We start from the raw sequence: 23,145 nt of genomic DNA, 5'->3' as shown, positions 1-23,145 counted from the left end.
TCGCCGCCGACCGGCGACCGTGATTCATTGGCTCCGATGAGATTCGGAGATGGTGCGTGCGCGGCGGCGACAATCGAACGGGCGAACTGTTCAGCTACGTCGACCTGGAGGCGCGGGTGCGGCGTAATCATCCGCTGCGAGCGATCCGGACGATTGTGAACGAAGGGCTGTCGGCGCTGGAGCGAGAGTTTGCCGCGCTCTATTCGCCAATTGGGCGGCCGTCGATCCCGCCGGAGAAGCTGCTGCGGGCGATGCTGTTGCAGGCGTTTTATTCGATCCGCTCGGAGCGGCTTCTGATGGAGCGACTGGAATACGACCTGCTGTTCCGCTGGTTCGTCGGAATACTGGAGGGTTCAAATAGGTCCCGCGTCGCAGATCTCGCCGCAAGTCCAGCGCGGGACCTATTTGAAGCTGGATTGAACGAAGCCGCGTCTTGTGAGCGCGGACCTATGGGGGCTCGATCTAGGCGCCGGTAGGCGCGATTGACCCGATGTCGGGCCCGCGAGCGATTGTGGCCGCAGATTGTCGCTGATGTTGGCAGCAAAGGATGCCGCCGTCGATAGCGTCGAACGGCGCGTCAAGCCCAGGCGGCTGACTATCGCCCGTTCGCCGGGCGTTGTGAGCGTGCTTGATCGTTCCGACGGAGAACGTCGGCAGGGCAGCATGTGCAGTGGGAGCGAACAAATCGAGGTCGTCGGTCATGATGTGTCGCAGCGAGGTGCTGCGCGTCGCTGCGCTGGCGCACGCGGCACAGGCCCAATCTCGACCATGCGGCCTCCGCAGATGGGGCATAAGTCGAGGCGGTGACCAAGGAGGATGGCGCAGCGCTCACGATAGTTGACAGCTTCGGCAGGCGGAGGTGGCTGCGGCGCCTCAAGCGCCGCTCGGATGCGCGCGAGTTTGGCGGCGCGGCAGGCGTTCGCCAGGAAACCAAAATGACGGATGCGGCGAAACCCCTTCGGCAATATGTGGAGCAGAAAGCGACGAAGGAACTCCTCAGTGTCGAGCGTCATCACTTTGGATTTGTTGCCAGCGCGATAATCCTTCCACCGGAAGCGGACGTGGCCCTCGTCAAAGGTAAGGAGCCGGCCGTTGGCGATCGCAACGCGATGGGTGTAGCGCCCGAGATAGGCCAGAACCTGTTCTGGTCCGCCGAAGGGACGCTTGGCGTAGACGACCCACTCGACTTTGCGGAGGGCGTTTAGATGGCGGGCGAATGCCGCTGGCTCGACGAGGTGCGCGAGATGGCCGAAGAACTGGAGCTTGGTGCCATTGAACGCCGCCTGCAGGCGCTCCAGGAACAGCCGACGATACAATCGTGACAGGACGCGAACGGGAAGGAAGAAGCCGGGGCGACAATGAACCCAGCTTCCATCAGGGGCGATCCCGCCGCCTGGCACGAGGCAATGGGCATGCGGATGATGCGTTAGGGTCTGGCCCCAGGTATGGAGAATGGCGATCATCCCGGTCTCGGCACCGAGATGCTTCGGGTCGGCGCTGATGAGACGGATCGTCTCGGCTGCTGCCTTGAGCAGGATGTCGTAGACCACCGTCTTGTTCTGCAGCGCGATGGCGGCCACCGGCGCCGGCACGGTGAAGACGACATGGAAATAGGGGACCGGCAGCAGGTCGGCCTGGCGCTCGGCGAGCCATTGGGCGCGCGCGAGCGCTTGGCACTTTGGACAGTGCCGATCGCGACAGCTGTTATAGGCGACGCGGACCAGGCCGCAGTCGTCGCACCGCTCGACGTGGCCGCCGAGCGTCGCTGTGCGACACGCCTCGATGGCCGCCATCACACGGCGCTGATCGGAGGACAGCCGAGGCCCCTGCGCGGCACGGAACGCGCCGCCGTGGCGGCGGAGGATGTCCGCCACCTCGAGCACGGGGCGCATATGCGCAGCTCAGTTGGGTGGGATCACCCTAACGGAGAGTCCATCGAATGGGCTGGTCGTGCGGGCGAGCAGATTGGTCGCAACCTGAGCGTAGCGCGCGGTCGATCCCAGGTCGGCATGTCCGAGCAGAACTTGAATGATGCGAATGTCGATCCCGCTTTCCAGGAGATGGGTCGCAAACGAGTGCCGGAGCGTATGGACAGTAATCGGCTTGGCAAGCCGAGCGCGGCGGCGGGCGGCGCGGCAGGCCGCCTGGACGCAGCGGACGCTGACATGTTCACTTGGGTCTTGGCCTGGAAATAGCCACAGTCCCGGCCGGGCTCGCATCCAGTACGTACGTAGAATCTCCAGCAGTCGCGGAGAAAGCATCGCGTAACGATCCCTGCCGCCCTTGCCGTTCTCGATGTGGATCAACATTCGCTTGCTGTCGATCGAGCTCACCTTCAGGCGGACGACTTCACTAACCCGTAAGCCAGCCGCATAAGCCGTCGCCAGCACGACGCGATTGCGCACCCCTGTAACCGCGTCCAGGAAGCGCTCGATCTCTTCGGCACTAAGCACGAGCGGGAGCTTGTCGGGCTTCTGGCCACCGATGATCCGCTCGAATGCCTCCGTCTGCCCGAGTGTGACGCCGTAGAAGAACCGCAGCGCGCAGGCCACCTGATTGATGTGGGACCACGAACGCTTTTGACCGATGAGATGCAGTTGGTAGGCGCGGACCTGCTCGAAACTCAACCGGTCCGGGGCGTAGCCAAAATGGCGGCTAAACTTTGCGATCGCATAGATATAGGATTGTTGAGTCGACGGCGACAGATTGCGGACCGTCATGTCCTCGATCATGCGCTGCCGAAGAGGGCTCATCGTAGCCATCTGGGTCTCCTGTCTTGAGAGGGGTGGTGCGAAGACCAACATCCTCTCAGACAGGACACCTCAGTTCAGCAGGCTTGCCCCCACTCCCGCGTAGCGGGTTCGTTCAATCGGCGTTGACGACGCAGCCTGGGACCATTCGGTGTTCTCGAAGAACCGCGACCGGCTGCTGGAAGGCGACATCGCGGCCAAGTTCCTGGCGGCGGTGCTGGCGCAGCCCAAGGTGAAGAGGCTTCTGTCGAGCGATCACTTCTCGGTCGACGGTACGCTGATCGAGGCCTGGGCCTCGATGAAGAGCGTCAAGCCGAAGGACGGCTCCGGCGAGCCGCCAGCGCCAGGCGGCGGGCGCAATGCCGAAGCGGACTTTCATGGCCAGAAACGCTCGAATGACACCCATGCTTCGACCACCGATCCGGACGCCAGGCTCTACCGCAAGGGCAAAGGCAAGGAGACGAAGCTGTGCTTCATCGGGCACGGGCTGATGGAGAACCGCCACGGCCTGCTGGTCGACGCCTGCCTGACGCAGGCCGGCGGGCATGCCGAACGGGTGGCCGCGCTGCACATGATCGAGCCTCGTGCCGACCGACCGACAGCGATCACGCTTGGCGCCGACAAAGCCTACGATGCAGAAGACTTCGTCAACGAACTGCGCTCGATGAACGTGACGCCGCATGTTGCACAGAACACCAGCGGCCGTAGTTCTGCGATTGACGGACGAACGACCCGGCACGGCGGCTATGCCATCAGTCAGCGCATCCGCAAGCGCATCGAGGAGGCATTCGGCTGGATCAAGACGGTTGCCGGGCAAGAGAAGACCAGCTTCCGTGGCCGTGATCGCGTCGCATGGGCCTTTACCTTCGCTGCCGCCGCCTACAATCTGGTGCGGCTGCCGAAGCTGATTGCGGAGACTGGCTGATGGCCAAGGTGCCCGGCTTCGCCAAGGCCTTTGTCGGCCGCTGGCGCATCGTCGAGATGGACGTCTGGGACAGCGAGTTCCTCGATCTTGCCGAAGAGGCGCATCTCACCTTCCAGGGCAAGTCCGATGGCGAAATCGCCTTTGGGGCTCTCAAGGGCTTCCTGGACGTGCGCTACGGCGCCCGCGACGGATCGGCCTGCGCCGAGTTCTCATGGGAAGGGCACGACGAGAATGATCCGTCCTGCGGTCGCGGATGGGCTATGATCGGCACTGCGGGCAGGCTCGTCGGCCACTTCTACATCCACAATGGCGACGATTCAGCCTTCGTTTGCGAACGCGGCTGAGTTCTTCAACAGCCTGCTAGAGCGGTTCACGGATTTATTGAATCGGAAGGAATTCCGGATCTGGGACGAATATGATTCAAGATGCTGGCTGGGCTGGAGGCCAGCATCTGATGGTCCGACCGATTTCCAATGATCTGCGTAAGCGTGCGGTTGCGGCAGTTGCAAAGGGCGAGAGCTGCCGCTCGATAGCAACGCGGTTTGGGGTTGCGGTGTCGTCGGTTGTGAAGTGGTCGCAGCGTTATCGGACGACCGGCTCGGTAGCGCCCGGGAAGATGGGCGGCCATCGCAAGCCCGTGCTTGAGCCACATCGCGCCTTCATCAAAGAGCGGATCAGTCAGACGCCGCATTTGACGCTTCATGCCCTCAAGGACGAGCTTGCCGCGCGCGGGGTCAAGGTCTCCCACAATGCGGTTTGGCCGTTTCTACGGCGCGAAGGACTGCGATTCAAAAAAAATGCTGCTCGCCCTCGAGCGAGCTCGCTCCGACATCGCGCGTAGACACCAGCGCTGGCGCTCATGGCAGGCCAACCTCGACCCCAGGCGCCTGGTCTTTATCGACGAGACCTGGATTAAGACCAATATGGCCCCGCTACGCGGATGGGGGCCAAAAGGCGAGCGGGTGCGGAGCTTCACGCCACATGGTCATTGGCGGACTCTGACGTTCCTTGGCGCCTTGCGCTGCGACGCCTCACCGCACCTTGCTTGTTCGACGGCCCAATCAACGGCGAATGCTTCCGCGCCTATGTCCAGCAGGTTCTCGTTCCTCAGCTTCACCCGGGCGACATCGTCATCATGGACAATCTCGGCAGCCACAAGTCGGTTATCCTGCGCAGCTTGAGTAAAGCCGTCGACGCCAGGCTCTGGTATCTGCCGCGATACTCCCCCGACCTCAATCCGATCGAACAGACCTTCGCCAAAATCAAGCACTGGATGCGCTCCGCCCAGAAGCGCACGATCGACGACATTTGCCGCCATATCGGCGGCCTCATCACAACGATCCAGCGCAACGAATGCAGCAACTATTTCGAGAACGCCGGATACGCTTCTATGAAACGTGAAACGCTCTAGCGCGTAGCCAGATCCGCAAGCGACTGCGCTCAGAAGTAGTCGAACCCGATCAGTTGGCCCTGAAATCCTCAGCATCCTGAAAGAGCTCTCGAACGCGATCCGAAACTGCTCCTTTGCCTCCTGAACAACTGGCCCACGCTCGAGCTCATGATCTTGGCTCTGCCGCTGACAAGTGAGCAAGACCGGACCGCTCCACGCTCCCGAGCGCAGCCAAGTGCGAGTTCCGTATTATGACTTCGGCGGCTCGCTCAGACGATCTGGGACATTCTGAGCGCTATGCGCGCTTTCTGCGACGTGGCGCAACGCAATTTCAGAAAGTCGTACAACCAGCTGTTTGAGGCGCGCATTCTCCTGCTTGCAGCGCTCAAGCTCGTGCTGTTCGGCCGTCATCACAGATGTTGTGCGACGTTGGCTGCTGCCGAGATGATTCATGTAGCTCCCTTTCCGATTCGACAAACACAGCAGAAAATCTGAACAGCCCAGTCTCTTCTCCCCGCTGAACGAAGCGCCTTGGCCTCAGATCGGAGCGTTTTTCACATGCAGCCCGCGGCAGGCTGGTTTGCTAGCTCACTCCCTGCAAAGGGGCTCGCGCCCAATTCGCAGATGCGACGGCACCTTCCGCGACGCCATCTCGCTCATGGCTCATGCTAGTTGCAGTAATGGCTCACAATGTAGCCGCGGAATATGCCGCCCCCGGTTGCATGTGTTTGCTCTGGGCGGAGAGTGTAACAAAATCGCAATATCGATTTATGCGACGAGCCGCGCTCCCGCGCTCAAATCCTGCATTGCGGCAGCGCCCCCGATGAATTTTCACAGGACGTTCGCATGTCCGTGCTGGGGTCACTTCTACACCAGGCTTATGTCCAAAACGCAGGGCGTTACTGAGATTATCCGCCTGCAAGCGAGCATTCCCAAAGCAGGCTCGCTCAAAATTGTTTGCTGCCAGTACCTGCGGTTATGGATCATAGCCACGCCCATGACCATGAGTTTACTGTGATGCTGCATAAATCGCCCAGAGCGTTTAGGGGGTGAGTCACGGGTTGCTGAGGGTGGCCGCCGGATCTCGGCGCGAGTTCCTCGCCAGACATGGGGGCGGCGCTGTTTTTTGGCGCAAAGATATGCTTCACCGAAACAAATGCGCGCGATGTCCCTCTACAGTGCAAGATGCGAAGCGCTCGGGCTTGGTTGGACGCAGCACGCTCGATAGGCGGCAAATCCTCTGGCTGCAAATGAACCTGATCAGGTCGGCAACGAACTAGCACCGTCCGAACATTGGTCTGCCGCAGCCGACCAGCCAGTTCAGCGTGCTATAGATGGCCGAGCATGCCTTAGATAATCGCAGAGCATGGTGGGCAGCGCGTCCTTGGGCTCTGAGCCCCGCCAAAGTTGTCTGTTAAGCCGAGAGGGGCGACGAGAAAACAAAAGCAGGTCGATCGAGCTGTGCAATTGATCAGCCATCTCAGAGATGCGGGACATTGCAGCGCCGTTAAAATTGGCTGACCTGCAGTCGCGAAGTCTCATACGATCTGATGTACTTGCGTTGCGGTCCAGCAAATGCCCATTATTTTCCTCGATGAGATGATGGAGATCTCTCAATGCTGGACGGTGCCACGACCGCGCTCCTGCGCACGATCCTGGATGAGATTTGCGAGAACGTGCCACCGTATGACACCGGCGTCCGCGCCTACGTCGCCTCCAGAATCCTGGAGGCCGCCACCAGGGGTGAGACGCGCCCCGATCTGCTTAAACAGATCGGTCAGGAAGCTCTTTCGAAAGCACCAACGATGTGGCGAGAGATCTAGGACATGGCTTGTCATCGAGGTGAAAGTCAGCCACAGTGCTGAAGATCGTGGCCTCTTATCCAGGTTCGCGCGCCTTCGCGTCGCCTGCGGCGCAGCGATCTGACCAGCTCGCACAGGTGTATCGTGGGTCGCAAATAGATGTCGGCTAACGTCTCACATATCAACATCAGACCTTGTCTTCCCGCGAAGCGGTGAGCATCCGCTTTATCCGTTCGGCTTGTTCAACGGTTAGATTGGCTGCCAAGCTGGTCCCAATCAGCGCTGGGCCCTTACGTTCTCGATCATAAACCATCCAACCCTTCCCGCCCTTCCGAACAAAGAATCTGTTTTGCGAACAAGCGCCGTCAGTCAATCTTAGTTCCCTCGGTTCGTTACCCCGATACGTCAGGATAGGCCCATGCAAGCCGCCGCCCCGCATTTGCATATGTGAATCGGTTGGCTCGCTGCGAGCGGCCGAGCGTTGAAAAAAGAGGGCAGTTCGCACAAAAGGCAGTGCGTCCAAGCCTTGGCGCACGCATCCTTGCCCGCCAGGATGCCGGTGAGGCGTCGTGCCCTAACACTCATCCGCAAACGCGGGCGAAATCAGTGTTCGGCGCCCAAGCGCCGTCAACTCATGCGAGCCGGTGCGCCCTTTGCTGTTTACTCCCGTGCGAGCGCCGCAAGTGCCGTTTCGATCACTGTGATTTCTTGACTGACCTGAGCGATCGCTTCCTTCGCATCAATTCCGGTAACCCGGTTCAACTTCTGCAGTAACTCCCGCCGATGCGTCAGAAGGTTCTCCAGCGCGCTGCGGTTGTTTAGTTTCACATAGCCGTCCACAATCAATCCAATCGAAAGAGACATCGAAACTCTCAAACAAAGCGGTTCTCAACGCAGATGCCTATAGCACATCAGCAAATGATGTTCAGCCCCGCCGGGGGAGAGTACTGAGGCGCGAGCTTGTTAGCGACAAGCGTCGGGCACCCGGGACGTGACCGACTATTCCTTGCACGTTACAAGCGTCCAGCTCGGTTAGAGTGACTAGACGAGCAGAAACACGGCGTGTAGCGAGCCAAAAACGCTTCGGATCGTCGCGTTGGAAATGGTATGATGAGGAGAGAACGATTTCACGAACTGCTAGGGTCCTCATCCGCCTGCCGAGCGGCTTTCGCGATGCGCTGATAGCAGCGCGTTGACCGATGACATGCTCGCCTGAATATCTCTTGGTAAGGATTGCGACGACGTAAGGAGCGTCCAGGATGCTCGATGAATTTTTGGCCCGCATTCGTGCTCACCGCAACAACATCCACCGTTATCGTCGCCTGCTGAAGTCGAACCTGTCGGATGTCGAACGCCAGTTCATCGAAAACCGCCTCATCGAGGAGCAGACCGCGCTCGAGTCTCTTTCGGCCGAGACCTTCCCGCTCGCGTTTAGCCTTCGGAAGGGGGCGGACATGCCGGCAAGCTAGGCGCGGAGCCGCGAACGACGTGCGCGTTCGAGACTACGCGATTTCTCGGCGGCGGCATCATCATGAGCTCGCGACCTGGCAAATAATCGATGATATCCGCCCGCTGTTGGCCTAGCCCTGAGGACCGATCTGCTGACCTGCACGTGAGTTCATTCGGCTCGCGTATCAGGTGCTCAATCTATATCGGCATTAGCCCATAGCGGATTAAAAAGCCGCACTGTTCGATCGGTCCTCGCTCGCGGACCTGTTTGTATTCGGCCATATCTCGGCAGTTTGTTAGATTGGCTACACGCCCAGCTAAATCGTTCTCAGTCGCTAGCCAGCTGAGACAGCCACAACCTCATCGTTTCATCGGTCTGCGACCACGGCATGAGATTTGCTCTACTGGCTGAGACGCCGCGGGCGCTGGGCCGACTTTGCCGCTTCCTCGGACGATGGCAGGATTTGCCTCAGCAACAACGCCGCAGAAAGAGCGTTGCGCGGCATCGCCTTGGGAACAGCAATTGGACCTTCGCCGGCAGCCTGCGCGGCGCCCACCGCGCCGCTATCATGCTGACGATGATCACCACCTGTCGTCTTAACGATGTCGATCCCAAAGCCTGTCTCTCCGACGTCCTCGCCGGATCGCCGATCTTGCCGCTTCGGGTCTGCACGAACTGCTGCTCTGGGAATGGAAGCTCCCGCACCAAGCCAACGAACCTACCGATCAGCAAGCCGCCTAACTGTCACGCGGTGCTATCATAGCGCTACCCGGCTCTCGCGCGCATGCGTCAATCAGGCGGGCTTCGTCGTATGCGTACTATGGGGATCAAGAGCGTCATCCTGCATCGGCGCTCGAAGTCGAACGATAAGTTCGCCTGCTCGCTTACCGTCCTTAGCGATAGTATTAAGTGCTCGCCGGGCTTCTTCCAGATCTGGCGGTTGAGTGCCCAACCATTTTAAGGCGGCCTCTGCATTGAGAATCGTGGCTGTGAGCGCGTCGACGACAGCACTATAGGTGCACACAAAATCTGCTGAGGTCTGCAATGGCGCTTCGCCCTTCGCCTTGCGCGGATTTCCTTTTGGTTCGCTGAACCGGCTGCGATGCACCTTGCGCCGCCTTAGGTGCAGAAGGGCGTTTGCAGCCTTGCGGATCAGATCGAGTACCAAGTCGGGCTGGGCCCGCTTGGGGACGCGGCAGCCGTCGATCTTAAAGACAGTCGAGCGTTCTGTGACAAAACATTGATGGGCCGGTTGCACGATGCTGTCCTTGCTCAAGATGTACCAACTCGGCTTCCACTTCCAGGACATAGCGCGCTCCTCTAGCGGGTTATGAGAACGCCTCGGCGCTGTCGGCCGGGGGAGCCGTTTCAACGTCGATGCGACGAACCAGCTCGTTCCGGCCAGCTCATTGTGAGTTTGTGAATATATGCTCATGTGCCAAGGCATCTGCGCTTAATGAGTACACGCCTAGCACTACTGCTAGGGCGCGTACTCATTAAATCACGACAATACCAGGCGTCAGGTCAGTTGTCCGCGCAGTTCCGGTTCAGGTGATCAAGCGAGTTTGCGGCCCAACCATCCCTTCATTTTGAGACCGTCCCGCATGTTGAGAGCAAGAAGTGTAATGTTTGTTGCGCCCGCGACGAGCTCGATCGCCTGCACAGCATAGAACGTGGCATCGAATTCTGCCGCCTGAGCCTTGGACGCAAGGAAGAGCGCAGACGGAATAAGAATCAGGATGCCGTTCCCTGCAATGAACGGCATGCGCTTGAATTTGGCCCCGATCAGTCCGGCCCGGCGCCCCTTTGCCAAGATGACACCTGTACCACCGGTCGCAGCGAGCGCGGGAATCAGCAACAAGAAACCCCACGGTATGGTGCTCTTAACCGCTGCAACTGTGGCATGGGGCGCGAACAGCTCACTGAGTACCGTCGATAGCCAAAATGTGCCGATCGTTGCGATAGCCAAGGCGCCAACGACAGGATGGATCAACTTGATCATGGGTATCTTCCCCTCCTAAAAGCAGCAGGGCTAGGCAACGCAGATGCCGGGCACGGCAACTTTCTGGAACAGATGAGGGGAAGCTATCGCCGAGGCCGGATAGCTGGCGATTTTTGCTAGAAAGTCAGGATGGGTGAAGGCCGCGCGGAAGTGTGCGGTGGATTCCCAGACGGCGTAGTTCAGATAGGTCGAGCTGTCGCCGAGAGCTCTGTGCAGCTGAGTGGAAATGAAGCCCGGCTGTCGCTTCATGAACGCTGCGTCGTCCTGCCAGGTCTTGAGAAAAGCCGCCTCATCGGCTTTGTCGAGAGTGAATGGGTTCACCAGGATGACCGAATTTGCCTCGATAGCGATCTGGCGGTCGATCGGGAAGGAAGGGTCTAGTGGGCGTAGCAACGACATGAGTGCCTCCATCGCTGTTTAACATGTGGTGCCTAATTGGTATTATGGTTACAAGCATATTGACACCATGATGTCAATATAAAACAATGGTGACGAATGAAAAGAGCCGAGCGAACCCCCGAGGGTGACGCCCTGAGCGACCTTGTTCTCGATCTATTCAGGCTCGACGGCCTGCTTCTGACGGCCGGCGACCGTCTGGTCGCCCCGCTTGGCCTAACAAGCGCACGCTGGCAGGTGCTTGGCGCCATTGTGTCCGCCGAACGTCCCCAACCGGTCGCTTGGCTCGCACGCGACCTCGGCGGCAATCGTCAAAACGTGCAGCGGATTATCAATGATCTGCACAGGGAGGGCCTCGTATCTTTTGAGGTCAACCCGCATCACCGACGGGCGCAGCTCGTCGTGCTCACTGAGAATGGACAGCGCGCCTTCGAAGCCGCAATGGAATTGCAGGTTCCCTGGATCAACGATCTTTCAGAAGGGCTGTCTGTCAAGGATATACGGATTGTCCATCGCGTGATCACGGCCTTGCGAGATAAGCTTGAGGGCAGCCGTGAGGACAAGTCGGCCTGACATGGCAAAAGCATTGTGCTCGCCCCGGCGCCCGTGATTCTAGCTCCCAAACTGAGGCTTCGAATCATGCGCCATGAACTGACGGACTACGAATGGGCAGCTATCAAGTCTATGCTACCAAACAAGCCGCGTGGAGTTCCTCTGACAGACGCGTCCGCAATGGCATCTTCTGGGTCCTGCGATCTGGGCTGTCACGGGCCTCACCAGGCGTCAGTTCCAGCCGTACGGGCAGGCCATTGCCACCTACAAGCGCATGAATCTGGCTGGTCAACCCGCCGCGTGAACGTCCTATCAATTTGCCTCTGGTTCTTGGCGATGCACCGTCCGTGCTGATGAACGCGAACAATAGAGGCGTCGATCATCTGGACCGCCGCATCGTGAGCAGCGGCTATGATTCGGCTCCAGACACCCGGCCAGCGCGAGCGAACAAGGCGGTTATAGCAGGTAGTGTAAGGGCCAAAATGATCCGGCAAATCGCGCCAAGGTAATCGACTTGCCGGAAAACTTCTGTCTCGTCTGAAGCCTGGATCGATGCTGCTCGCCGATCGTGGTTACGCCGCTGACTGGATCAGAGATCTTGCCATGAAGAAAGGTGCATGGGCAAACATCCCGCCAAATGCAACCGCAATGATCCGATCTGCTTCAGCCCGTACCTTTACCGCGCTCGATACCAGATCGAAAGATTCTTCAACAGGATCAAGCAATGTGGTCGGGTCGCAACGCGCTACGACAGGCTCGCCGCCAACTACCTTGCCTTGGTGCAACTCGCGTCAATCCGAGACGATGTCGCCCACCTCTCCAATTTGATCTCGCCCATTGGCGAGACGTTCTGGCTGGTTAGTTTTATGGCATCGGTCAAGCTGCGCGCCTTTTGCTGTGGGCATGTGGGCAACGCGATTGCGTTGTCCAAGCGCAGCGGCATGTTCACAGCGCCACGGGCTCAGGTCTTTCGGGCGGATGACGGTGTTCGGCGCAGGCTCTTAAGCTTGGACGAGGCGATCTGGGATTGGTGGCGTCCTCGCCAGCTCCTTACGTTGTCTGGAACCTGCCTGATCCATTAATGGACCATAACAGCCGCTGTGGTCTTTTTATGCACCAGCTCAGTTGAAGATTTTGCGGCTCTGGTCTATATATGATCCACGAAGCACTTAACGATCTATTTATGAACCAATGGGATCCATGGCTAAGATCCATCACCCGATTTCTGTCTATGCAGCCGATGCTGCGGTGCTGCTTGGGCAGCTTCTGCGCAAGGCCCGCATCGAACGGAAGATGAGCACGGTCAACGTCGCCGAGCGGGCAGGGATCTCGCGCGGGCTGCTGCGGCGCATAGAGGCGGGCGACCCGCGATCCACCATTGGGGCTGTCTTTGAAGTCGCTGCGATTGTCGGCGTTAGGCTGTTTGACGTCGAGCAGGCGACAATGTCTCAGGCGATCGAAAGCAATCGCGAAGTCATGACGCTTCTGCCTAAATCCATTCGTGCCCGGCGGGGTGAAGAGGTCAAGGATGACTTCTGATCCCAAATTCACCGAGGCCTATGTCTGGACTTGGCTACCGGGCCAGACGAAACCGGTTGTTGCAGGCCTTCTGTCGGCGCGTGGCGAACAGCTCCTGTTCAACTATGGACGGAGCTATATCGAGCGCAAGGACGCCATCGCGCTTTACCAGCCCGAATTGCCACTGCGGAGCGGAATCCTTCCGCTTCTTGCGGGTCTGAACATGCCGAGCTGTATTCGCGATGCCGCCCCCGATGCCTGGGGCCGGCGCGTGATCCTCAATCGGAAGTTCGGCCCCCGCGGGAAAGAGATTGACGCGGGCAGTCTTGATGAGCTGAGCTTTCTCCTCGAGTCAGGGTCGGATCGCATCGGCGCGCTCGATTTTCAAGCCTCGCCCTCCGCCTATGTCGCGCGTGAAGGCGAGGGCGCCTCTCTCGATGAGCTTTTGAATGCGGCGGCGCTCCTCGAACAAGGAACGCCGCTGACGCCCGAGCTCGACCGGGCGCTTTTCCACGTTAGCTCCATTGGCGGGGCGCGCCCGAAAGCGACGATTACCTCCGATGATAAGAAATTCATCGCGAAGTTTTCTTCGCAAACCGACCTCTATAGCGTGGTGAAGGCGGAATTCATCGCAATGCGCTTGGCCGCGGCGGCCGGGCTTCGCGTCGCGCCTGTGAGCCTTCAACGCGTGGCGGGCAAGGACATCCTCCTTATCGAGCGCTTCGATCGTGCGAAGGCTACCGGCGGATGGTACCGGAAGGCCATGGTATCCGCCTTAACATTGCTTGAGCTGGACGAAATGATGGCCCGTTACGCCAGTTACGAACAGCTCGCCACGACCATCCGTCACCGTTTTACGGAACCCAAGGAGACGCTACGGGAGTTGTTTTCGCGCATTGTCTTCAACGTGCTCTGCGGCAACACGGATGATCATGCCCGAAATCACGCAGCCTTCTGGGATGGCGCGAATCTGACGCTCACACCTGCCTATGATATTTGCCCGCAAAGCCGCACGGGCGGCGAGGCGACGCAAGCGATGCTGATATTGGGCCAGGATCGACACAGTCAGATTGCGCTCTGCCTGAAAGGCGCGCCATCGTTTCTTCTCAACGAGGCGGATGCCGTCGCGATTGTCGTGCATCAAATCAAGACCATCAAGGATCGCTGGTCGGTGGTTTGTGACGAAGCAGCGCTTGGACAAGTGGATCGAAACTTGTTTTGGGGCCGCCAGTTCCTCAATCCTTACGCCTTCATTGGCGCGCCGCAGGCCATAACGAGCCTGATCAGCTAGTTCGATCGGAGACCAGACACATGAGCGACAAACACGCGGTCGAAGTCTTCCAGGATCTCTCGATCCTTGGTCCCGAAACCAGGCGTGCAGAGCTGCGGAAGTCGCTTCTTGCCGCTGCAGCATCGCCAGGGAGCGTGGGATAGACGCCGAGAAGGACCTTAGTCGCATGGCCGCGGCGAGGATATCCTCGTCTTTCAACGGCAGAGCGACAAGAGCCTGCCTGCGGCGCGGCTTACGCTCTGGTCTCGTGAAGGTGGGTACACGCTTACAAATATCCTTCCGAAAGAGCTCGGCCGGCTTACTCAAGCGCAATACAATGACCACTTGCAGGAATTCGAACGCCTGATCGTTAAACCGGCAGCTTGTCCGCCGGCTTCGTCGTAGAGCTGTCTTCTCCCGGCAGTCACCTGAAGAGTGGGTTTCGCCTGAGGCAGCGAAGGCGCTTGAAGCCTTCTCGGATATGGCGAACAAATCCACCGGCTCATCGCATCGGCAACAGCGCTGGCTCCGCTTTTTGATCCTGGCGCATTTCAGCGCGTAAAAACTGGACAGCGAACGGTTACGCCGCATGAAGTGTGTGCACCGCCGATGTCGGCTGGATCACCGGCCACAGCTACATTCTCTACGGCTCGCTGGCGAACGGGGCGACCACGCTGATGTTCGAGGGCGTGCCGAATTATCCCGATAATTCCAGGTTCTGGAACGTCATCGACAAGCACAAGGTCAACATCTTCTACACCGCGCCGACCGCGATCCGCGCCTTGATGCAGGGCGGCGACGAGCCGGTGAAGAAGACCTCGCGCGCGAGCCTGCGCCTGCTCGGCTCGGTCGGCGAACCGATCAATCCGGAAGCCTGGGAATGGTACCACCGCGTCGTCGGCGACGATCGCTGCCCGATCGTCGACACCTGGTGGCAGACCGAGACCGGCGGAATCCTGATCACGCCGCTGCCGGGCGCAACCAAGCTCAAGCCGGGCTCGGCGACGCAGCCGTTCTTCGGCGTGGTGCCTGAAATCGTCGACGCCGACGGCAAGGTGCTGGAAGGCGAGACCACCGGCAATCTCTGCCTCACCCGCTCCTGGCCGGGCCAAATGCGTACCGTCTACGGCGATCACGCCCGCTTCAGCAGACCTATTTCTCGACCTACAAGGGCAAGTATTTCACCGGCGACGGCTGCCGGCGTGATGCTGACGGCTATTACTGGATCACCGGCCGCGTCGACGACGTCATCAACGTCTCCGGCCACCGCATGGGCACCGCGGATAGAGCGCGCTGCTGGCACACGAGAAGGTCTCGGAAGCTGCCGTGGTCAGCTTCCCGCACGACATCAAGGGGCAGGGCATGTACGCCTATGTCACCCTGATGGTCGGCGTCGAGCCGACGGAGGATCTGCGCAAGGAGCTCGTGACCTGGGTGCGCAAGGAAATCAGACCGATCGCCTCGCCCGACCAGATCCAGTTCGCGCCCGGCCAGCCCAAGACCCGCTCCGGCAAGATCATGCGCCGTATCCTGCGCAAGATCGCTGAGGACGAGCCGGGCAGCTTCGGCGACACCTCGACGCTGGCCGATCCCGCCGTGGTCGGTGATCTCGTCAAGAAGCGCCAGAACGGGAAGAACGGGCCGGCTTAATCGGCCACGAACATCGGTGTGATGGTGATCCGGCATGCGCCACTGACCCGCGCAGCCATTCGAAGCCGACTTTGACGGAGGAACGATATGAGGCTTGTTCTCTTAGGACCACCTGGCGCCGGGAAGGGAACGCTGGCGGTCAGGCTATCCTAGACGCTCGGGATCCCGCAGCTCTCGACTGGTGACATGCTGCGGCGCAGCGGTATCTGGGAGAGCCGCGATCGGGCGACACGTGGCGGAGATCATGGAGCGCGGCGAGCTCGTCCCGGACGGTCTGGTGATCGGGTGATCGCCGAGCGCTTTGCAAAGCCTGACTCGGATCGAGGTTTCATCCTAGACGGATTTCCGCGCACGGTTGCCCAAGCTGAAAGCCTTGACCATCTCCTAAAGGGCCATGAATTGAGCCACGTCCTCGAGCTGAAGTTGCTGGACCGGATCCTGGGATGAGCCATGCACGCTCGCGTTGGGAAGCCGGTGGGGGCCGACGACAATGAAGAGGCGCTCAGCGTGCGGCTGACAGCCTACGCAAATGAGATCAGGCTGCTGAGCGATTGTTACGCTGCCAAGGGATTGCTCAGAACCGTCGACGCCTCGCACCCAGTTGATTATGTTACGGCGGCGCTTGTTCAGGCAATGGAGTGAGCAAAGTTGCTGTGGACCAGAACGGATTAGCGATGAAGTGGCCATCCGAGGCGCGACGGCCACCGAAAGTCGACCCCGTTTCTCGGCATTGATTAGGTTTTGGACAAAAACAGATAATTTTAGCCGTCCGTCCGCGGCGATCATGCAGTTGCTCAGATCCGGCTGGAGAATAGGCTTGGAGGACGACTCAAACCGTCTCGCAGAGTCGTGCCTGTGTGCAAATCGCAAGAGCGCATTCCGCCGGTCTGAAGCAGTCCAGTCCAAGGCATGTCGATGCCGGACCCGACGTGACGAATCTAACACGCTGTGGTGCAGTTCCTTGTTGCTGCGAGCGCACGCAGCTGCGGTCCGGCTTTTCTGGTCAGTTCACCTATTTAGAACGACGGTGGTGACAGGCCATGTATCAGGCATGTGGCGCGTAGCGTGTTGGCCATCAGCATCGCGATTGTCATAGGCCGACACCGCCGGGGACAGGCGTGATTGCGCCGGCGTTGGCGCCGTGTTGTCGAAGTCGACATCACCGACCAGCTTAATCTTGCCAGGCGACTCGCCCAGCGACATCCGTAAGCGCTTTAGCGCTTACCGACATCCGATTTGATGCCACCGTCGATTACCGTCGCGCCCGGCTTAATCCAGTCGCCTTTGATCATGCGTGCAAGGCCAACGCCGCGACGAGAATGTCAGCGTGACGGCAAACTGCTTCCAGATTCCTGGTCCGGCTATGCGGCGACCGTTACGGTTGCATTGGCAGCTAGCAAGAGATTGGCCATGGGCTTGCCGACGATGTTCGAGCGACCGACGACGACGGCGAACAATCCAGAGAGATCCTTGCCGCAGACCTGCTCAATCAAAATCATCGCGCCGGCTGGAGTACAAGGCGGATAGATGAAGAAGTTCAGAGAAAGTTGCCGCTTGCCCGTAGCCCGGCTCGCAAAGGTTGGCGCCGGGTGTCGGCGTTGTCGCCTGCGCATGCGACGAGACTCTATGTCGACGGCCGCAAAGGGGTCGATGAAATGAATTTGCATTGTTGTGCTGGCCCCGAGCATGAATCCCGTGAACCGATCGTCGATCAGAGACGAGTGCGTTCTCGTTGATGGGGAAGCTCGGTTAATTCAAGTCGTTTCGTACGCCGGTTGGTTCGATCTTGCTGCTGCGGAGTGCGCGAACCGGCCGACGGGACGCGCATGACCGCAAATATTTCCATGTCCGTGTTCCCAACGAAGCGATCATTGCCCGCCACGAAAAACAAAGCTGGTTTCGTTTCATTGACTGGATCGCAATCGCTTTTACCATCGGCAACGTCCAAGCGAGGTCGTTCACCATGCGGCGATCCGATCCACTCGTTCGCGGCTGATCTCGGCTCCGTGCGGGCGCTGTTGCGCCGAAACGATGGCGGAGAGCTGTACCGCCGGGACTTGTGCGCTGTCGAGCTAGCTACCGGCGCACATGGCAGCGGGTCCCACCCAGGACCGAAATCCAGGAAATACCCCATCACTCGCTATCGCCGGTCTGACCGGCGCATGGCGGAGCTTTGTCCAGACAATCACAAAGAGAGACCACGGACATGAGCAGCACGACCACCATCGACAACGTCATTCCGCGCGCCGACATCGTCAAGCGCGCGGCACGGATCGGCGCCGAGATCAGGAACATAAAACTGTCGGGCGATCTGTCCGACAACGTCATCCGCGCCATGAACCAGGTGCTGCTCGAGCACAAGGTCATCTTCTTCCGCGACTAGGGCGACGATGCCGAGCAGGAGCGCTTTGCGGTCCGGCTCGGCAAGCTTATACCGCATCCGACCGTCGGCGCCACCAATGGCACGTCCTCGATCTTGGAATTGGACTCCGGCCGCGTTGGCGGCCGTGCCGATCAGTGGCACACCGACATCAACTTCGTCGACGCCTATCCGAAAATTTCGGTGCTGCGCGGCGTGGTGATCCCGCCCTATGGCGGTGACACCGTGTGGTCGAATACGGCGGCGGCTTATCGCGACCTGCCGGCACCGCTGCGCAAGCTCGCCGACGGGCTCTGGGCGGTCCACAGCAACGCCTACGACTACGCCGTGAAGACGCGGGCGACGGAGGCGGACCGGAAGCATTTCGACGAGGTGTTCACCGGCACCATCTACTAAACCGAGCATCCGGTGGTGCGTGTCCATCCCGAAACCGGCGAGCGCACGCTCGTGCTCGGCAATTTCGTCCAGCGCTTCGTCGGCCTGCCGAAATATGACGGCCAAAAGCTGTTCGAGCTGTTCCAGTCGCACATCACGACGCCGGAAAATGCGGTGCGCTGGACCTGGCGGGCCGGCGACATTGCGATTTGGGACAACCGCGCGACCCAGCACTACGCGGTCAATGACTACGGCGATCAGCACCGCGTTGTGCGCCGCGTCACCATCGATGGCGAGGTGCCGCTCAGCGTCGACGGCCGTCGCAGCGTGACTCGCGTCAACGCGTCGAAACCGCAGACGGCCAAGGCCGCCTGAGTCCGCTCCAACGACGGGATTTGCCAGGATGAATTCCCTGCTTCGATTTGCCCGCGCGCGGCATCGCGCCGCGCAGTTGCTGCTCGCCGGTGCCTTGGCGCTCGGCCTCGGAGCGCCGGCTTTCGCCGAGCCGCCGCTCGAGAAGACGGAAATCCGCTATCAGGGCTGGGCCGGGCAGGTGACGTTTATCGAGCTCGCCGACGATCTTGGCTATCTCGCGCCGCTGAAGCTGAAATGGGTCGGCAACACCATCAGCGGCCCGCAAGACATCCAGACCACCGTGACTGGCGACATCAACATCGGCGGTGCGTTCTACGGTGCGATCCTCAAGCTGACCTCAAGCAGCTTTGGTCTCAAGTAACTGACGGCGCGTCGTCGTGCTTGAGGTGCCGCTTTCGAACATTGTAACTCACCAGCCAGATCACACCGACCGCGATCGGCACGAAGGCTGCGGTCAGGAACGAGGGCTCTACTCGCAGTCCGACATCATGCGCGCCCTTGGCAAGATAGCTAAACAGGCTGACCACATAATATCCTATCGCCCCGACCGACAATCCTTCGACCGTGCACTGCAGCCGAAGTTGCTGTCTCGCGCGCTCGTTGATAGCCTGCAACAGGTCACGATTCTGTCGTTCGATTTCGACGTCGACCCGGGTTCGCAACAGATCGGTGGCACGCGCGAGCTTGACCGACAGAGTCGCCTGACGATCCTCCACAGTTGCGCAGGTTCGCATCGCCGGCGCCATTCGGCGTGCCAGAAACGACGACCAGGTTGGATACCCCGACACATCGCTGCCTTCAATAATGGATAATCGCGATTGGACCAGCTCGTTATAGGCCCTGCTGGCGCCGAATCGAAACAGGCTGCTTGTCGCGCCTCTTTCGAAGGATGCGGCCAGCGCCGTCAGCTCTGCAAGCAGATGGTTGTTGAACTGCAGCCCCTGACCGCTTTGCATTTTCTCGAGCGCCTCAACAAGACGGCGGTCAATGCGATCAACAGATGGTGCAAGCTCAAGGGCCGCCGACAGGCCAAGCAGCGCCAATGGACGGTAGGTCTCGATTTCCAGGAGCCGCTGCACCAGCGCTCCGAGATCGTGCGATGTCAACCCGAGGTCGCAGACGAGGATCTTCGTGAAGCCTTTTTCGTCTACGCGGAAGTCTGAGGCGGCAACGGCTGCGCCGCTCTTTGTGGCAACCATGGCCAGGCTGTTCTTGTCAAAAATCTGTTCGGCCCGCCTGGTCGGTGAGGTGTCCTGCTCCACTTCTAGCCTGATCGCGACCAGCAACTGTCCGGTCTGACGCAACGCGCGGATCAGCGATCGGACGGTACCGTCAACCTTGTCAAATTGGTCTGCGGCAGAACAATTTGCGTTACTCCAGATCCAGGTGAATGTTGTAAATTCCGAATGCTGCTCCCAGCGTAGCGCAGCAGGCCCGATGACAATCTGATGAAGTTTTGCCGATTGCTCAGGCGGCGTAAGATTGCGCTCGAGGCAAAAATCGATAAAACGGCAGCGATCGCTGGTGGCCGCCTCGCCCTGTGCAAGAAAAGCGAAGTGGATCACGCTGAACGGCGAAACAAGGCGCATGAAGGGGCGCGCGTGCACTTCTCCGAGCACAGCGTCACGTTGCGGATGTGGCGTGAAAGTTCGCAGATCCAGTTCATCGATCATGTATTGACGCCTCGCTTCAGGTGAGCAGGCAACCGTCAGCCTTGACGTGGCAGGCCGATGGCGGTGCTGCGAAACGGTAGAGCCGCTAGGTTGTCGATCGAGTCATGTCGACGACCACTACCGAGGCCGCCTCGAACTCGGGAAAGAGATCTTACGGGAGGAAGATCAGGCCAGGCAGATTGAGATGCAGCCGCCTCATCCAGCTTTCGAATGACGCCATCAGCGTATGGTCCTGTGTCTATGGCGAAATGCCGCATTGTCGCTCAATAGGTGTAACGGTGCGTCAGCGAGCCGTTCCCCGACGTTGGCGGTGGCGCGCGGCACCGTTGGACGAATGCCTAGATTTACGTGGACATCGTTGTCTGTCTCCGAATCCCACTGACATCCCTCGCCACCAAAGGGGACGGCGTGCAACTGAAGATACGCCGGCCCTCTTCTAAAAGCAGTTTCGCCGTGGGATGACCGATGCCGCGCGAGGCCGTGGCACGCGGGAACGTCGTTCTCCCAGCGTGGTACAGATAAACGACTTCCGGTGCGGCAACTGCAGTGTCGATTGACGGATCGAGGCCCAAACTCCACTCCCATCCTGTTGCCGGCACCAAACCTCCTGGCGCCGAGAGCCGTTGCAGGATTTGGGCCAGCACTACAGAAAAGGCACTCTCGCTTCCTTTTTACGGAATGTGTCGTCGTAGACAGTCGGAGGGGGGTTTCAGACATGAGCGCGTGTATTCTGACAAAATGCGCACGTGGCACAGGCCACAGAGAAGGGTCTGTTTTCGAAGGTGATCGCTCGAAGGCCGCTGCCATTGTTTTGAGCGGCCACGCTTTGGTTGGACTTGTTGATGCAGAGCCATGCGAGTGATCGGGTCCGGAACCCCGGGGGCAGGCTCGGCAATGCGCGGATAACTTCACCTCGAGTGAGGTTGACCGGATCACGTAGCTGGAGCGCTCTCCTCACCTTTGAAGCGTCACTCAGAGCAGCGCAAGCGTTGCGGCTCAACCGGTTTGTCGCAGGGACGCAGATACGTGGCGATTGCGCAGTCAAAAACTTACGCGAAGACGATGGTGGCACGGACGTTGCTACTGGGGTGCAGCACTACTGAACGTGCTGAGCGCACCGAACGCGAGACCAGCGATGCTCTCCTTCCTTGAACCGATGTGCCCCCCCCCCCGCGTGTGAAAGGAAGAGCTTGTTGCGTATGATCTTGTGTGTCGTCGCCCTTAGCGCGGCGGCACCGACATTCGCTGCGGATCTTGCTCGCGGCAGCGCGTCTACATCAAGGCAGCCCCGGCAGCCCCACTAGCGGTCCCGATCAGAGATCAGCTAGCGCAAAACGCCGCGCAGCCTTTGACAATAACTTTGGAGAGTAACATGGTGCTGGGTTTAGAGTCTCCTGCTCCTCCGATCACGGTGGAGAACTGGCTGCGTGGCGAGCCCCTCACGAGCTTCCAGCCGGGAAAAGTGTACATCGTCGAATTTTGGGCAACTTGGTGCGAACCCTGTGTCGCCGCCATGCCCCATCTGGTGGAGCTGCAAGATAAATATAAGGACAGCGGAGTTGAGGTCGTCGGAGTCGCAGCTTATGAACAAGCTCGAACGACGGACGAGGCCCGAACCAACTTGGACGCATGGTTGAGCGAAAAGTTGCCGAACCTCAACTACCGGGTCGGATTCGACTCAGAGAAAATGGACAAGCTTTGGATGGATGCCAGTCTTTCTGTCGGGATTCCCACCTCGTTCGTCGTCGACCGTGACGGCCACATCGCGTTTATCGGTTTTCCGACGGAACTCGATGGCGTTCTGCCGAAAATCCTTAACGGCGGCTGGCGCACCAGCGATGAAGCTAGAAACGCCGATAAAGAGCGGATCGCTGAAGGCGAAAAAGAGGCGCGCAAGCGAGCGTTGACTGAACCGATCTTTGCCAAACTTACGCCAGCGATGGAGGCGGAGGACTGGGCGAAGGCGCTTTCTGTGCTCGAAGAGGCCGTCGCGGTGATGCCGGACGACGTCGACTTCCGCGTGCTCCGTGCGGAACTGTTGCTTCACAAAGTGCGTGACTTGCAGACCGGCTTGCCGGTCATGAGCCAATTGGTTCGCGATGCAATAGACAAGAAATCCGAGCTGTGGATGGCCCGGGCGATGCGCCCACTTTTCGATCCGGCGAATGACAACTCCCACTTGCCGCCCGCCGAGCGCTTTGCGATGGGTAAGGAGTTGTCCGAACACATCCTGGCACTGAATCCTCCGCAACGCGGCCAGGCTCCCAAGTTCCTGTCCTATCCGGCGGTCGCCCAGTACTATTACGAGAGCGGCAACAAGGATCGTGCGATCGAGTTGGTCGAGATGACGCTGAAGTCGCTGGACGGTCCTGAGCCTCTCCCCAACGAGCTGAAACAAGAACTTATGTCGCCGTTGGTCCAAGCGCTCGCCAACTACAAGGGTGAGAAGGCTTGCTATGGAGCTCTTTGTGCAACTCCGCAACCCGGAGTTCCGCAAACTACCAAGGTGTAAGCGCCGGAGGAGAAAAGATGAAAAAGAGAGTGACGCGGAGGCCGCCTATGGAGGATGGAGAGACGTGATCCGAACGGCGACCCCTCGATAAGCCACATGCTAGGCCGCGATCGCAAACTGGACAT

The 23,145-nt window shown here is 59.6% G+C and carries 19 protein-coding genes and 10 pseudogenes; 19 read left to right on the top strand and 10 right to left on the bottom strand.

Annotated elements, in window-relative coordinates:
• Positions 1-56: 56 nt before the first annotated feature.
• Positions 57-344 (top strand): annotated as a pseudogene (locus BRAD3257_RS31595) (transposase); the annotation flags it as partial.
• A 354-nt stretch (positions 345-698) separates the two neighbouring features.
• Here the strand turns inward: BRAD3257_RS31595 and BRAD3257_RS31585 are convergent.
• Positions 699-1,892 (bottom strand): IS91 family transposase, encoded by a 1,194-nt coding sequence (locus BRAD3257_RS31585; RefSeq protein ID WP_122402320.1) that lies wholly within the window; start codon positions 1,890-1,892, stop codon positions 699-701.
• A 9-nt stretch (positions 1,893-1,901) separates the two neighbouring features.
• A complete protein-coding gene (locus BRAD3257_RS31580; protein ID WP_162500198.1) occupies positions 1,902-2,762 on the bottom strand; it encodes a tyrosine-type recombinase/integrase in 861 nt (286 codons plus the stop codon).
• A gap of 106 nt (positions 2,763-2,868) precedes the next feature.
• Here BRAD3257_RS31580 and BRAD3257_RS31575 point away from each other — a divergent pair.
• The 3 genes and pseudogenes from BRAD3257_RS31575 to BRAD3257_RS31565 form a co-directional block, all read left to right on the top strand.
• A pseudogene (locus BRAD3257_RS31575) lies at positions 2,869-3,675 on the top strand (IS5 family transposase); the annotation flags it as partial.
• Positions 3,675-4,019: a hypothetical protein gene (locus BRAD3257_RS31570; protein WP_122402509.1), complete on the top strand. Its 345-nt coding sequence runs from the start codon at positions 3,675-3,677 to the stop codon at positions 4,017-4,019. The pseudogene BRAD3257_RS31575 and the gene BRAD3257_RS31570, both read left to right, overlap by 1 nt.
• 71 nt (positions 4,020-4,090) lie before the next feature.
• A pseudogene (locus BRAD3257_RS31565) lies at positions 4,091-5,086 on the top strand (IS630 family transposase).
• Positions 5,087-5,314: 228 nt separating this feature from the next.
• Here BRAD3257_RS31565 and BRAD3257_RS31560 read toward each other — a convergent pair.
• On the bottom strand, positions 5,315-5,518 hold the full coding sequence (locus BRAD3257_RS31560; RefSeq protein ID WP_122405132.1) for a hypothetical protein: 204 nt from the start codon (positions 5,516-5,518) through the stop codon (positions 5,315-5,317).
• A gap of 1,163 nt (positions 5,519-6,681) precedes the next feature.
• On the opposite strand from BRAD3257_RS31560, the gene BRAD3257_RS40140 reads away from it, so the two are divergent.
• A complete protein-coding gene (locus BRAD3257_RS40140; RefSeq protein WP_162500424.1) occupies positions 6,682-6,888 on the top strand; it encodes a hypothetical protein in 207 nt (68 codons plus the stop codon).
• A 639-nt stretch (positions 6,889-7,527) separates the two neighbouring features.
• Here the strand turns inward: BRAD3257_RS40140 and BRAD3257_RS31540 are convergent.
• Positions 7,528-7,731 carry a hypothetical protein gene (locus BRAD3257_RS31540; RefSeq protein ID WP_122405129.1) on the bottom strand — a complete coding sequence of 68 codons (204 nt, stop codon included), beginning with the start codon at positions 7,729-7,731 and terminating at the stop codon, positions 7,528-7,530.
• 395 nt (positions 7,732-8,126) lie between these two features.
• Here BRAD3257_RS31540 and BRAD3257_RS31535 point away from each other — a divergent pair, with 395 nt between their 5' ends.
• Together BRAD3257_RS31535 and BRAD3257_RS31530 are read left to right on the top strand one after the other, a co-directional pair.
• A complete protein-coding gene (locus BRAD3257_RS31535; protein ID WP_122405128.1) occupies positions 8,127-8,336 on the top strand; it encodes a hypothetical protein in 210 nt (69 codons plus the stop codon).
• Positions 8,337-8,739: 403 nt separating this feature from the next.
• Positions 8,740-9,058, top strand: a pseudogene (locus BRAD3257_RS31530) (IS66 family transposase); the annotation flags it as partial.
• Between the two features lie 52 nt (positions 9,059-9,110).
• On the opposite strand, the gene BRAD3257_RS31525 reads toward BRAD3257_RS31530, so the two are convergent.
• The 3 genes from BRAD3257_RS31525 to BRAD3257_RS31515 form a co-directional block, all read right to left on the bottom strand.
• Positions 9,111-9,626 carry a hypothetical protein gene (locus BRAD3257_RS31525; protein ID WP_122405127.1) on the bottom strand — a complete coding sequence of 172 codons (516 nt, stop codon included), beginning with the start codon at positions 9,624-9,626 and terminating at the stop codon, positions 9,111-9,113.
• Positions 9,627-9,872: 246 nt separating this feature from the next.
• Positions 9,873-10,319: a hypothetical protein gene (locus BRAD3257_RS31520; protein WP_122405126.1), complete on the bottom strand. Its 447-nt coding sequence runs from the start codon at positions 10,317-10,319 to the stop codon at positions 9,873-9,875.
• 30 nt (positions 10,320-10,349) lie between these two features.
• Positions 10,350-10,718 (bottom strand): antibiotic biosynthesis monooxygenase family protein, encoded by a 369-nt coding sequence (locus tag BRAD3257_RS31515; RefSeq protein WP_244607766.1) that lies wholly within the window; start codon positions 10,716-10,718, stop codon positions 10,350-10,352.
• A 96-nt stretch (positions 10,719-10,814) separates the two neighbouring features.
• Here BRAD3257_RS31515 and BRAD3257_RS31510 point away from each other — a divergent pair, with 96 nt between their 5' ends.
• Both BRAD3257_RS31510 and BRAD3257_RS31505 read left to right on the top strand, forming a co-directional pair.
• Positions 10,815-11,288 carry a MarR family winged helix-turn-helix transcriptional regulator gene (locus tag BRAD3257_RS31510; RefSeq protein ID WP_122405124.1) on the top strand — a complete coding sequence of 158 codons (474 nt, stop codon included), beginning with the start codon at positions 10,815-10,817 and terminating at the stop codon, positions 11,286-11,288.
• 66 nt (positions 11,289-11,354) lie between these two features.
• Positions 11,355-11,482: pseudogene (locus BRAD3257_RS31505) on the top strand (IS5/IS1182 family transposase); the annotation flags it as partial.
• On the opposite strand, the pseudogene BRAD3257_RS42350 reads toward BRAD3257_RS31505, so the two are convergent.
• Positions 11,479-11,782: pseudogene (locus BRAD3257_RS42350) on the bottom strand (transposase family protein); the annotation flags it as partial. The pseudogenes BRAD3257_RS31505 and BRAD3257_RS42350 sit on opposite strands and share 4 nt — an antisense overlap.
• Here BRAD3257_RS42350 and BRAD3257_RS42345 point away from each other — a divergent pair.
• From BRAD3257_RS42345 to BRAD3257_RS42335, 7 genes and pseudogenes are all read left to right on the top strand, one after another.
• Positions 11,775-12,067, top strand: a pseudogene (locus BRAD3257_RS42345) (transposase); the annotation flags it as partial. The pseudogenes BRAD3257_RS42350 and BRAD3257_RS42345 sit on opposite strands and share 8 nt — an antisense overlap.
• A gap of 400 nt (positions 12,068-12,467) precedes the next feature.
• Positions 12,468-12,806 carry a helix-turn-helix transcriptional regulator gene (locus BRAD3257_RS31490; protein ID WP_122405123.1) on the top strand — a complete coding sequence of 113 codons (339 nt, stop codon included), beginning with the start codon at positions 12,468-12,470 and terminating at the stop codon, positions 12,804-12,806.
• On the top strand, positions 12,796-14,076 hold the full coding sequence (locus tag BRAD3257_RS31485; protein WP_122405122.1) for a type II toxin-antitoxin system HipA family toxin: 1,281 nt from the start codon (positions 12,796-12,798) through the stop codon (positions 14,074-14,076). Before BRAD3257_RS31490 ends, BRAD3257_RS31485 begins: the two co-directional genes overlap by 11 nt.
• 20 nt (positions 14,077-14,096) lie before the next feature.
• A complete protein-coding gene (locus tag BRAD3257_RS41825; RefSeq protein WP_283809908.1) occupies positions 14,097-14,219 on the top strand; it encodes a hypothetical protein in 123 nt (40 codons plus the stop codon).
• A 435-nt stretch (positions 14,220-14,654) separates the two neighbouring features.
• Positions 14,655-15,705: pseudogene (locus BRAD3257_RS31480) on the top strand (AMP-binding protein); the annotation flags it as partial.
• Between the two features lie 162 nt (positions 15,706-15,867).
• Complete coding sequence (locus tag BRAD3257_RS42340) at positions 15,868-16,152, top strand: adenylate kinase family protein (RefSeq protein ID WP_430648836.1); 285 nt, start codon at positions 15,868-15,870, stop codon at positions 16,150-16,152.
• A gap of 3 nt (positions 16,153-16,155) precedes the next feature.
• Positions 16,156-16,347, top strand: a complete 192-nt coding sequence (locus BRAD3257_RS42335; protein WP_122405120.1) for an adenylate kinase family protein — start codon at positions 16,156-16,158, stop codon at positions 16,345-16,347.
• A 374-nt stretch (positions 16,348-16,721) separates the two neighbouring features.
• Here BRAD3257_RS42335 and BRAD3257_RS42060 read toward each other — a convergent pair.
• A pseudogene (locus BRAD3257_RS42060) lies at positions 16,722-17,231 on the bottom strand (bifunctional methylenetetrahydrofolate dehydrogenase/methenyltetrahydrofolate cyclohydrolase); the annotation flags it as partial.
• Positions 17,232-17,911: 680 nt separating this feature from the next.
• On the opposite strand from BRAD3257_RS42060, the pseudogene BRAD3257_RS31455 reads away from it, so the two are divergent.
• A pseudogene (locus BRAD3257_RS31455) lies at positions 17,912-18,835 on the top strand (TauD/TfdA dioxygenase family protein).
• 28 nt (positions 18,836-18,863) lie between these two features.
• On the top strand, positions 18,864-19,196 hold the full coding sequence (locus tag BRAD3257_RS31450; protein WP_244607765.1) for a type 2 periplasmic-binding domain-containing protein: 333 nt from the start codon (positions 18,864-18,866) through the stop codon (positions 19,194-19,196).
• Here the strand turns inward: BRAD3257_RS31450 and BRAD3257_RS31445 are convergent.
• Positions 19,189-20,508 (bottom strand): DUF3422 family protein, encoded by a 1,320-nt coding sequence (locus tag BRAD3257_RS31445; protein ID WP_122405118.1) that lies wholly within the window; start codon positions 20,506-20,508, stop codon positions 19,189-19,191. The genes BRAD3257_RS31450 and BRAD3257_RS31445 overlap by 8 nt on opposite strands.
• 1,372 nt (positions 20,509-21,880) lie before the next feature.
• On the opposite strand from BRAD3257_RS31445, the gene BRAD3257_RS31440 reads away from it, so the two are divergent.
• Positions 21,881-23,020 carry a TlpA disulfide reductase family protein gene (locus BRAD3257_RS31440; RefSeq protein ID WP_122405117.1) on the top strand — a complete coding sequence of 380 codons (1,140 nt, stop codon included), beginning with the start codon at positions 21,881-21,883 and terminating at the stop codon, positions 23,018-23,020.
• The last annotated feature ends 125 nt before the right edge of the window (positions 23,021-23,145 follow it).

Source organism: Bradyrhizobium vignae (genome assembly GCF_900324035.1).
GTDB classification, from domain to species: Bacteria; Pseudomonadota; Alphaproteobacteria; order Rhizobiales; family Xanthobacteraceae; genus Bradyrhizobium; species Bradyrhizobium vignae.
The sequence above is the reverse complement of the archived record's forward strand: the minus strand, read 5'-3'. Positions and strand labels throughout refer to the sequence as shown.

What these genes read in the sequence shown, in the direction of transcription:
- BRAD3257_RS31585 (WP_122402320.1), bottom strand. Translation starts at nt 1,892, where the DNA reads ATGCGCCCCGTGCTCGAGGTGGCGGACATCCTCCGCCGCCACGGCGGC.
- BRAD3257_RS31580 (WP_162500198.1), bottom strand. Translation starts at nt 2,762, where the DNA reads ATGGCTACGATGAGCCCTCTTCGGCAGCGCATGATCGAGGACATGACG.
- BRAD3257_RS31570 (WP_122402509.1), top strand. Translation starts at nt 3,675, where the DNA reads ATGGCCAAGGTGCCCGGCTTCGCCAAGGCCTTTGTCGGCCGCTGGCGC.
- BRAD3257_RS31560 (WP_122405132.1), bottom strand. Translation starts at nt 5,518, where the DNA reads ATGAATCATCTCGGCAGCAGCCAACGTCGCACAACATCTGTGATGACG.
- BRAD3257_RS40140 (WP_162500424.1), top strand. Translation starts at nt 6,682, where the DNA reads ATGCTGGACGGTGCCACGACCGCGCTCCTGCGCACGATCCTGGATGAG.
- BRAD3257_RS31540 (WP_122405129.1), bottom strand. Translation starts at nt 7,731, where the DNA reads ATGTCTCTTTCGATTGGATTGATTGTGGACGGCTATGTGAAACTAAAC.
- BRAD3257_RS31535 (WP_122405128.1), top strand. Translation starts at nt 8,127, where the DNA reads ATGCTCGATGAATTTTTGGCCCGCATTCGTGCTCACCGCAACAACATC.
- BRAD3257_RS31525 (WP_122405127.1), bottom strand. Translation starts at nt 9,626, where the DNA reads ATGTCCTGGAAGTGGAAGCCGAGTTGGTACATCTTGAGCAAGGACAGC.
- BRAD3257_RS31520 (WP_122405126.1), bottom strand. Translation starts at nt 10,319, where the DNA reads ATGATCAAGTTGATCCATCCTGTCGTTGGCGCCTTGGCTATCGCAACG.
- BRAD3257_RS31515 (WP_244607766.1), bottom strand. Translation starts at nt 10,718, where the DNA reads ATGTCGTTGCTACGCCCACTAGACCCTTCCTTCCCGATCGACCGCCAG.
- BRAD3257_RS31510 (WP_122405124.1), top strand. Translation starts at nt 10,815, where the DNA reads ATGAAAAGAGCCGAGCGAACCCCCGAGGGTGACGCCCTGAGCGACCTT.
- BRAD3257_RS31490 (WP_122405123.1), top strand. Translation starts at nt 12,468, where the DNA reads ATGGCTAAGATCCATCACCCGATTTCTGTCTATGCAGCCGATGCTGCG.
- BRAD3257_RS31485 (WP_122405122.1), top strand. Translation starts at nt 12,796, where the DNA reads ATGACTTCTGATCCCAAATTCACCGAGGCCTATGTCTGGACTTGGCTA.
- BRAD3257_RS41825 (WP_283809908.1), top strand. Translation starts at nt 14,097, where the DNA reads ATGAGCGACAAACACGCGGTCGAAGTCTTCCAGGATCTCTCGATCCTT.
- BRAD3257_RS42335 (WP_122405120.1), top strand. Translation starts at nt 16,156, where the DNA reads ATGCACGCTCGCGTTGGGAAGCCGGTGGGGGCCGACGACAATGAAGAG.
- BRAD3257_RS31450 (WP_244607765.1), top strand. Translation starts at nt 18,864, where the DNA reads ATGAATTCCCTGCTTCGATTTGCCCGCGCGCGGCATCGCGCCGCGCAG.
- BRAD3257_RS31445 (WP_122405118.1), bottom strand. Translation starts at nt 20,508, where the DNA reads ATGATCGATGAACTGGATCTGCGAACTTTCACGCCACATCCGCAACGT.
- BRAD3257_RS31440 (WP_122405117.1), top strand. Translation starts at nt 21,881, where the DNA reads ATGGTGCTGGGTTTAGAGTCTCCTGCTCCTCCGATCACGGTGGAGAAC.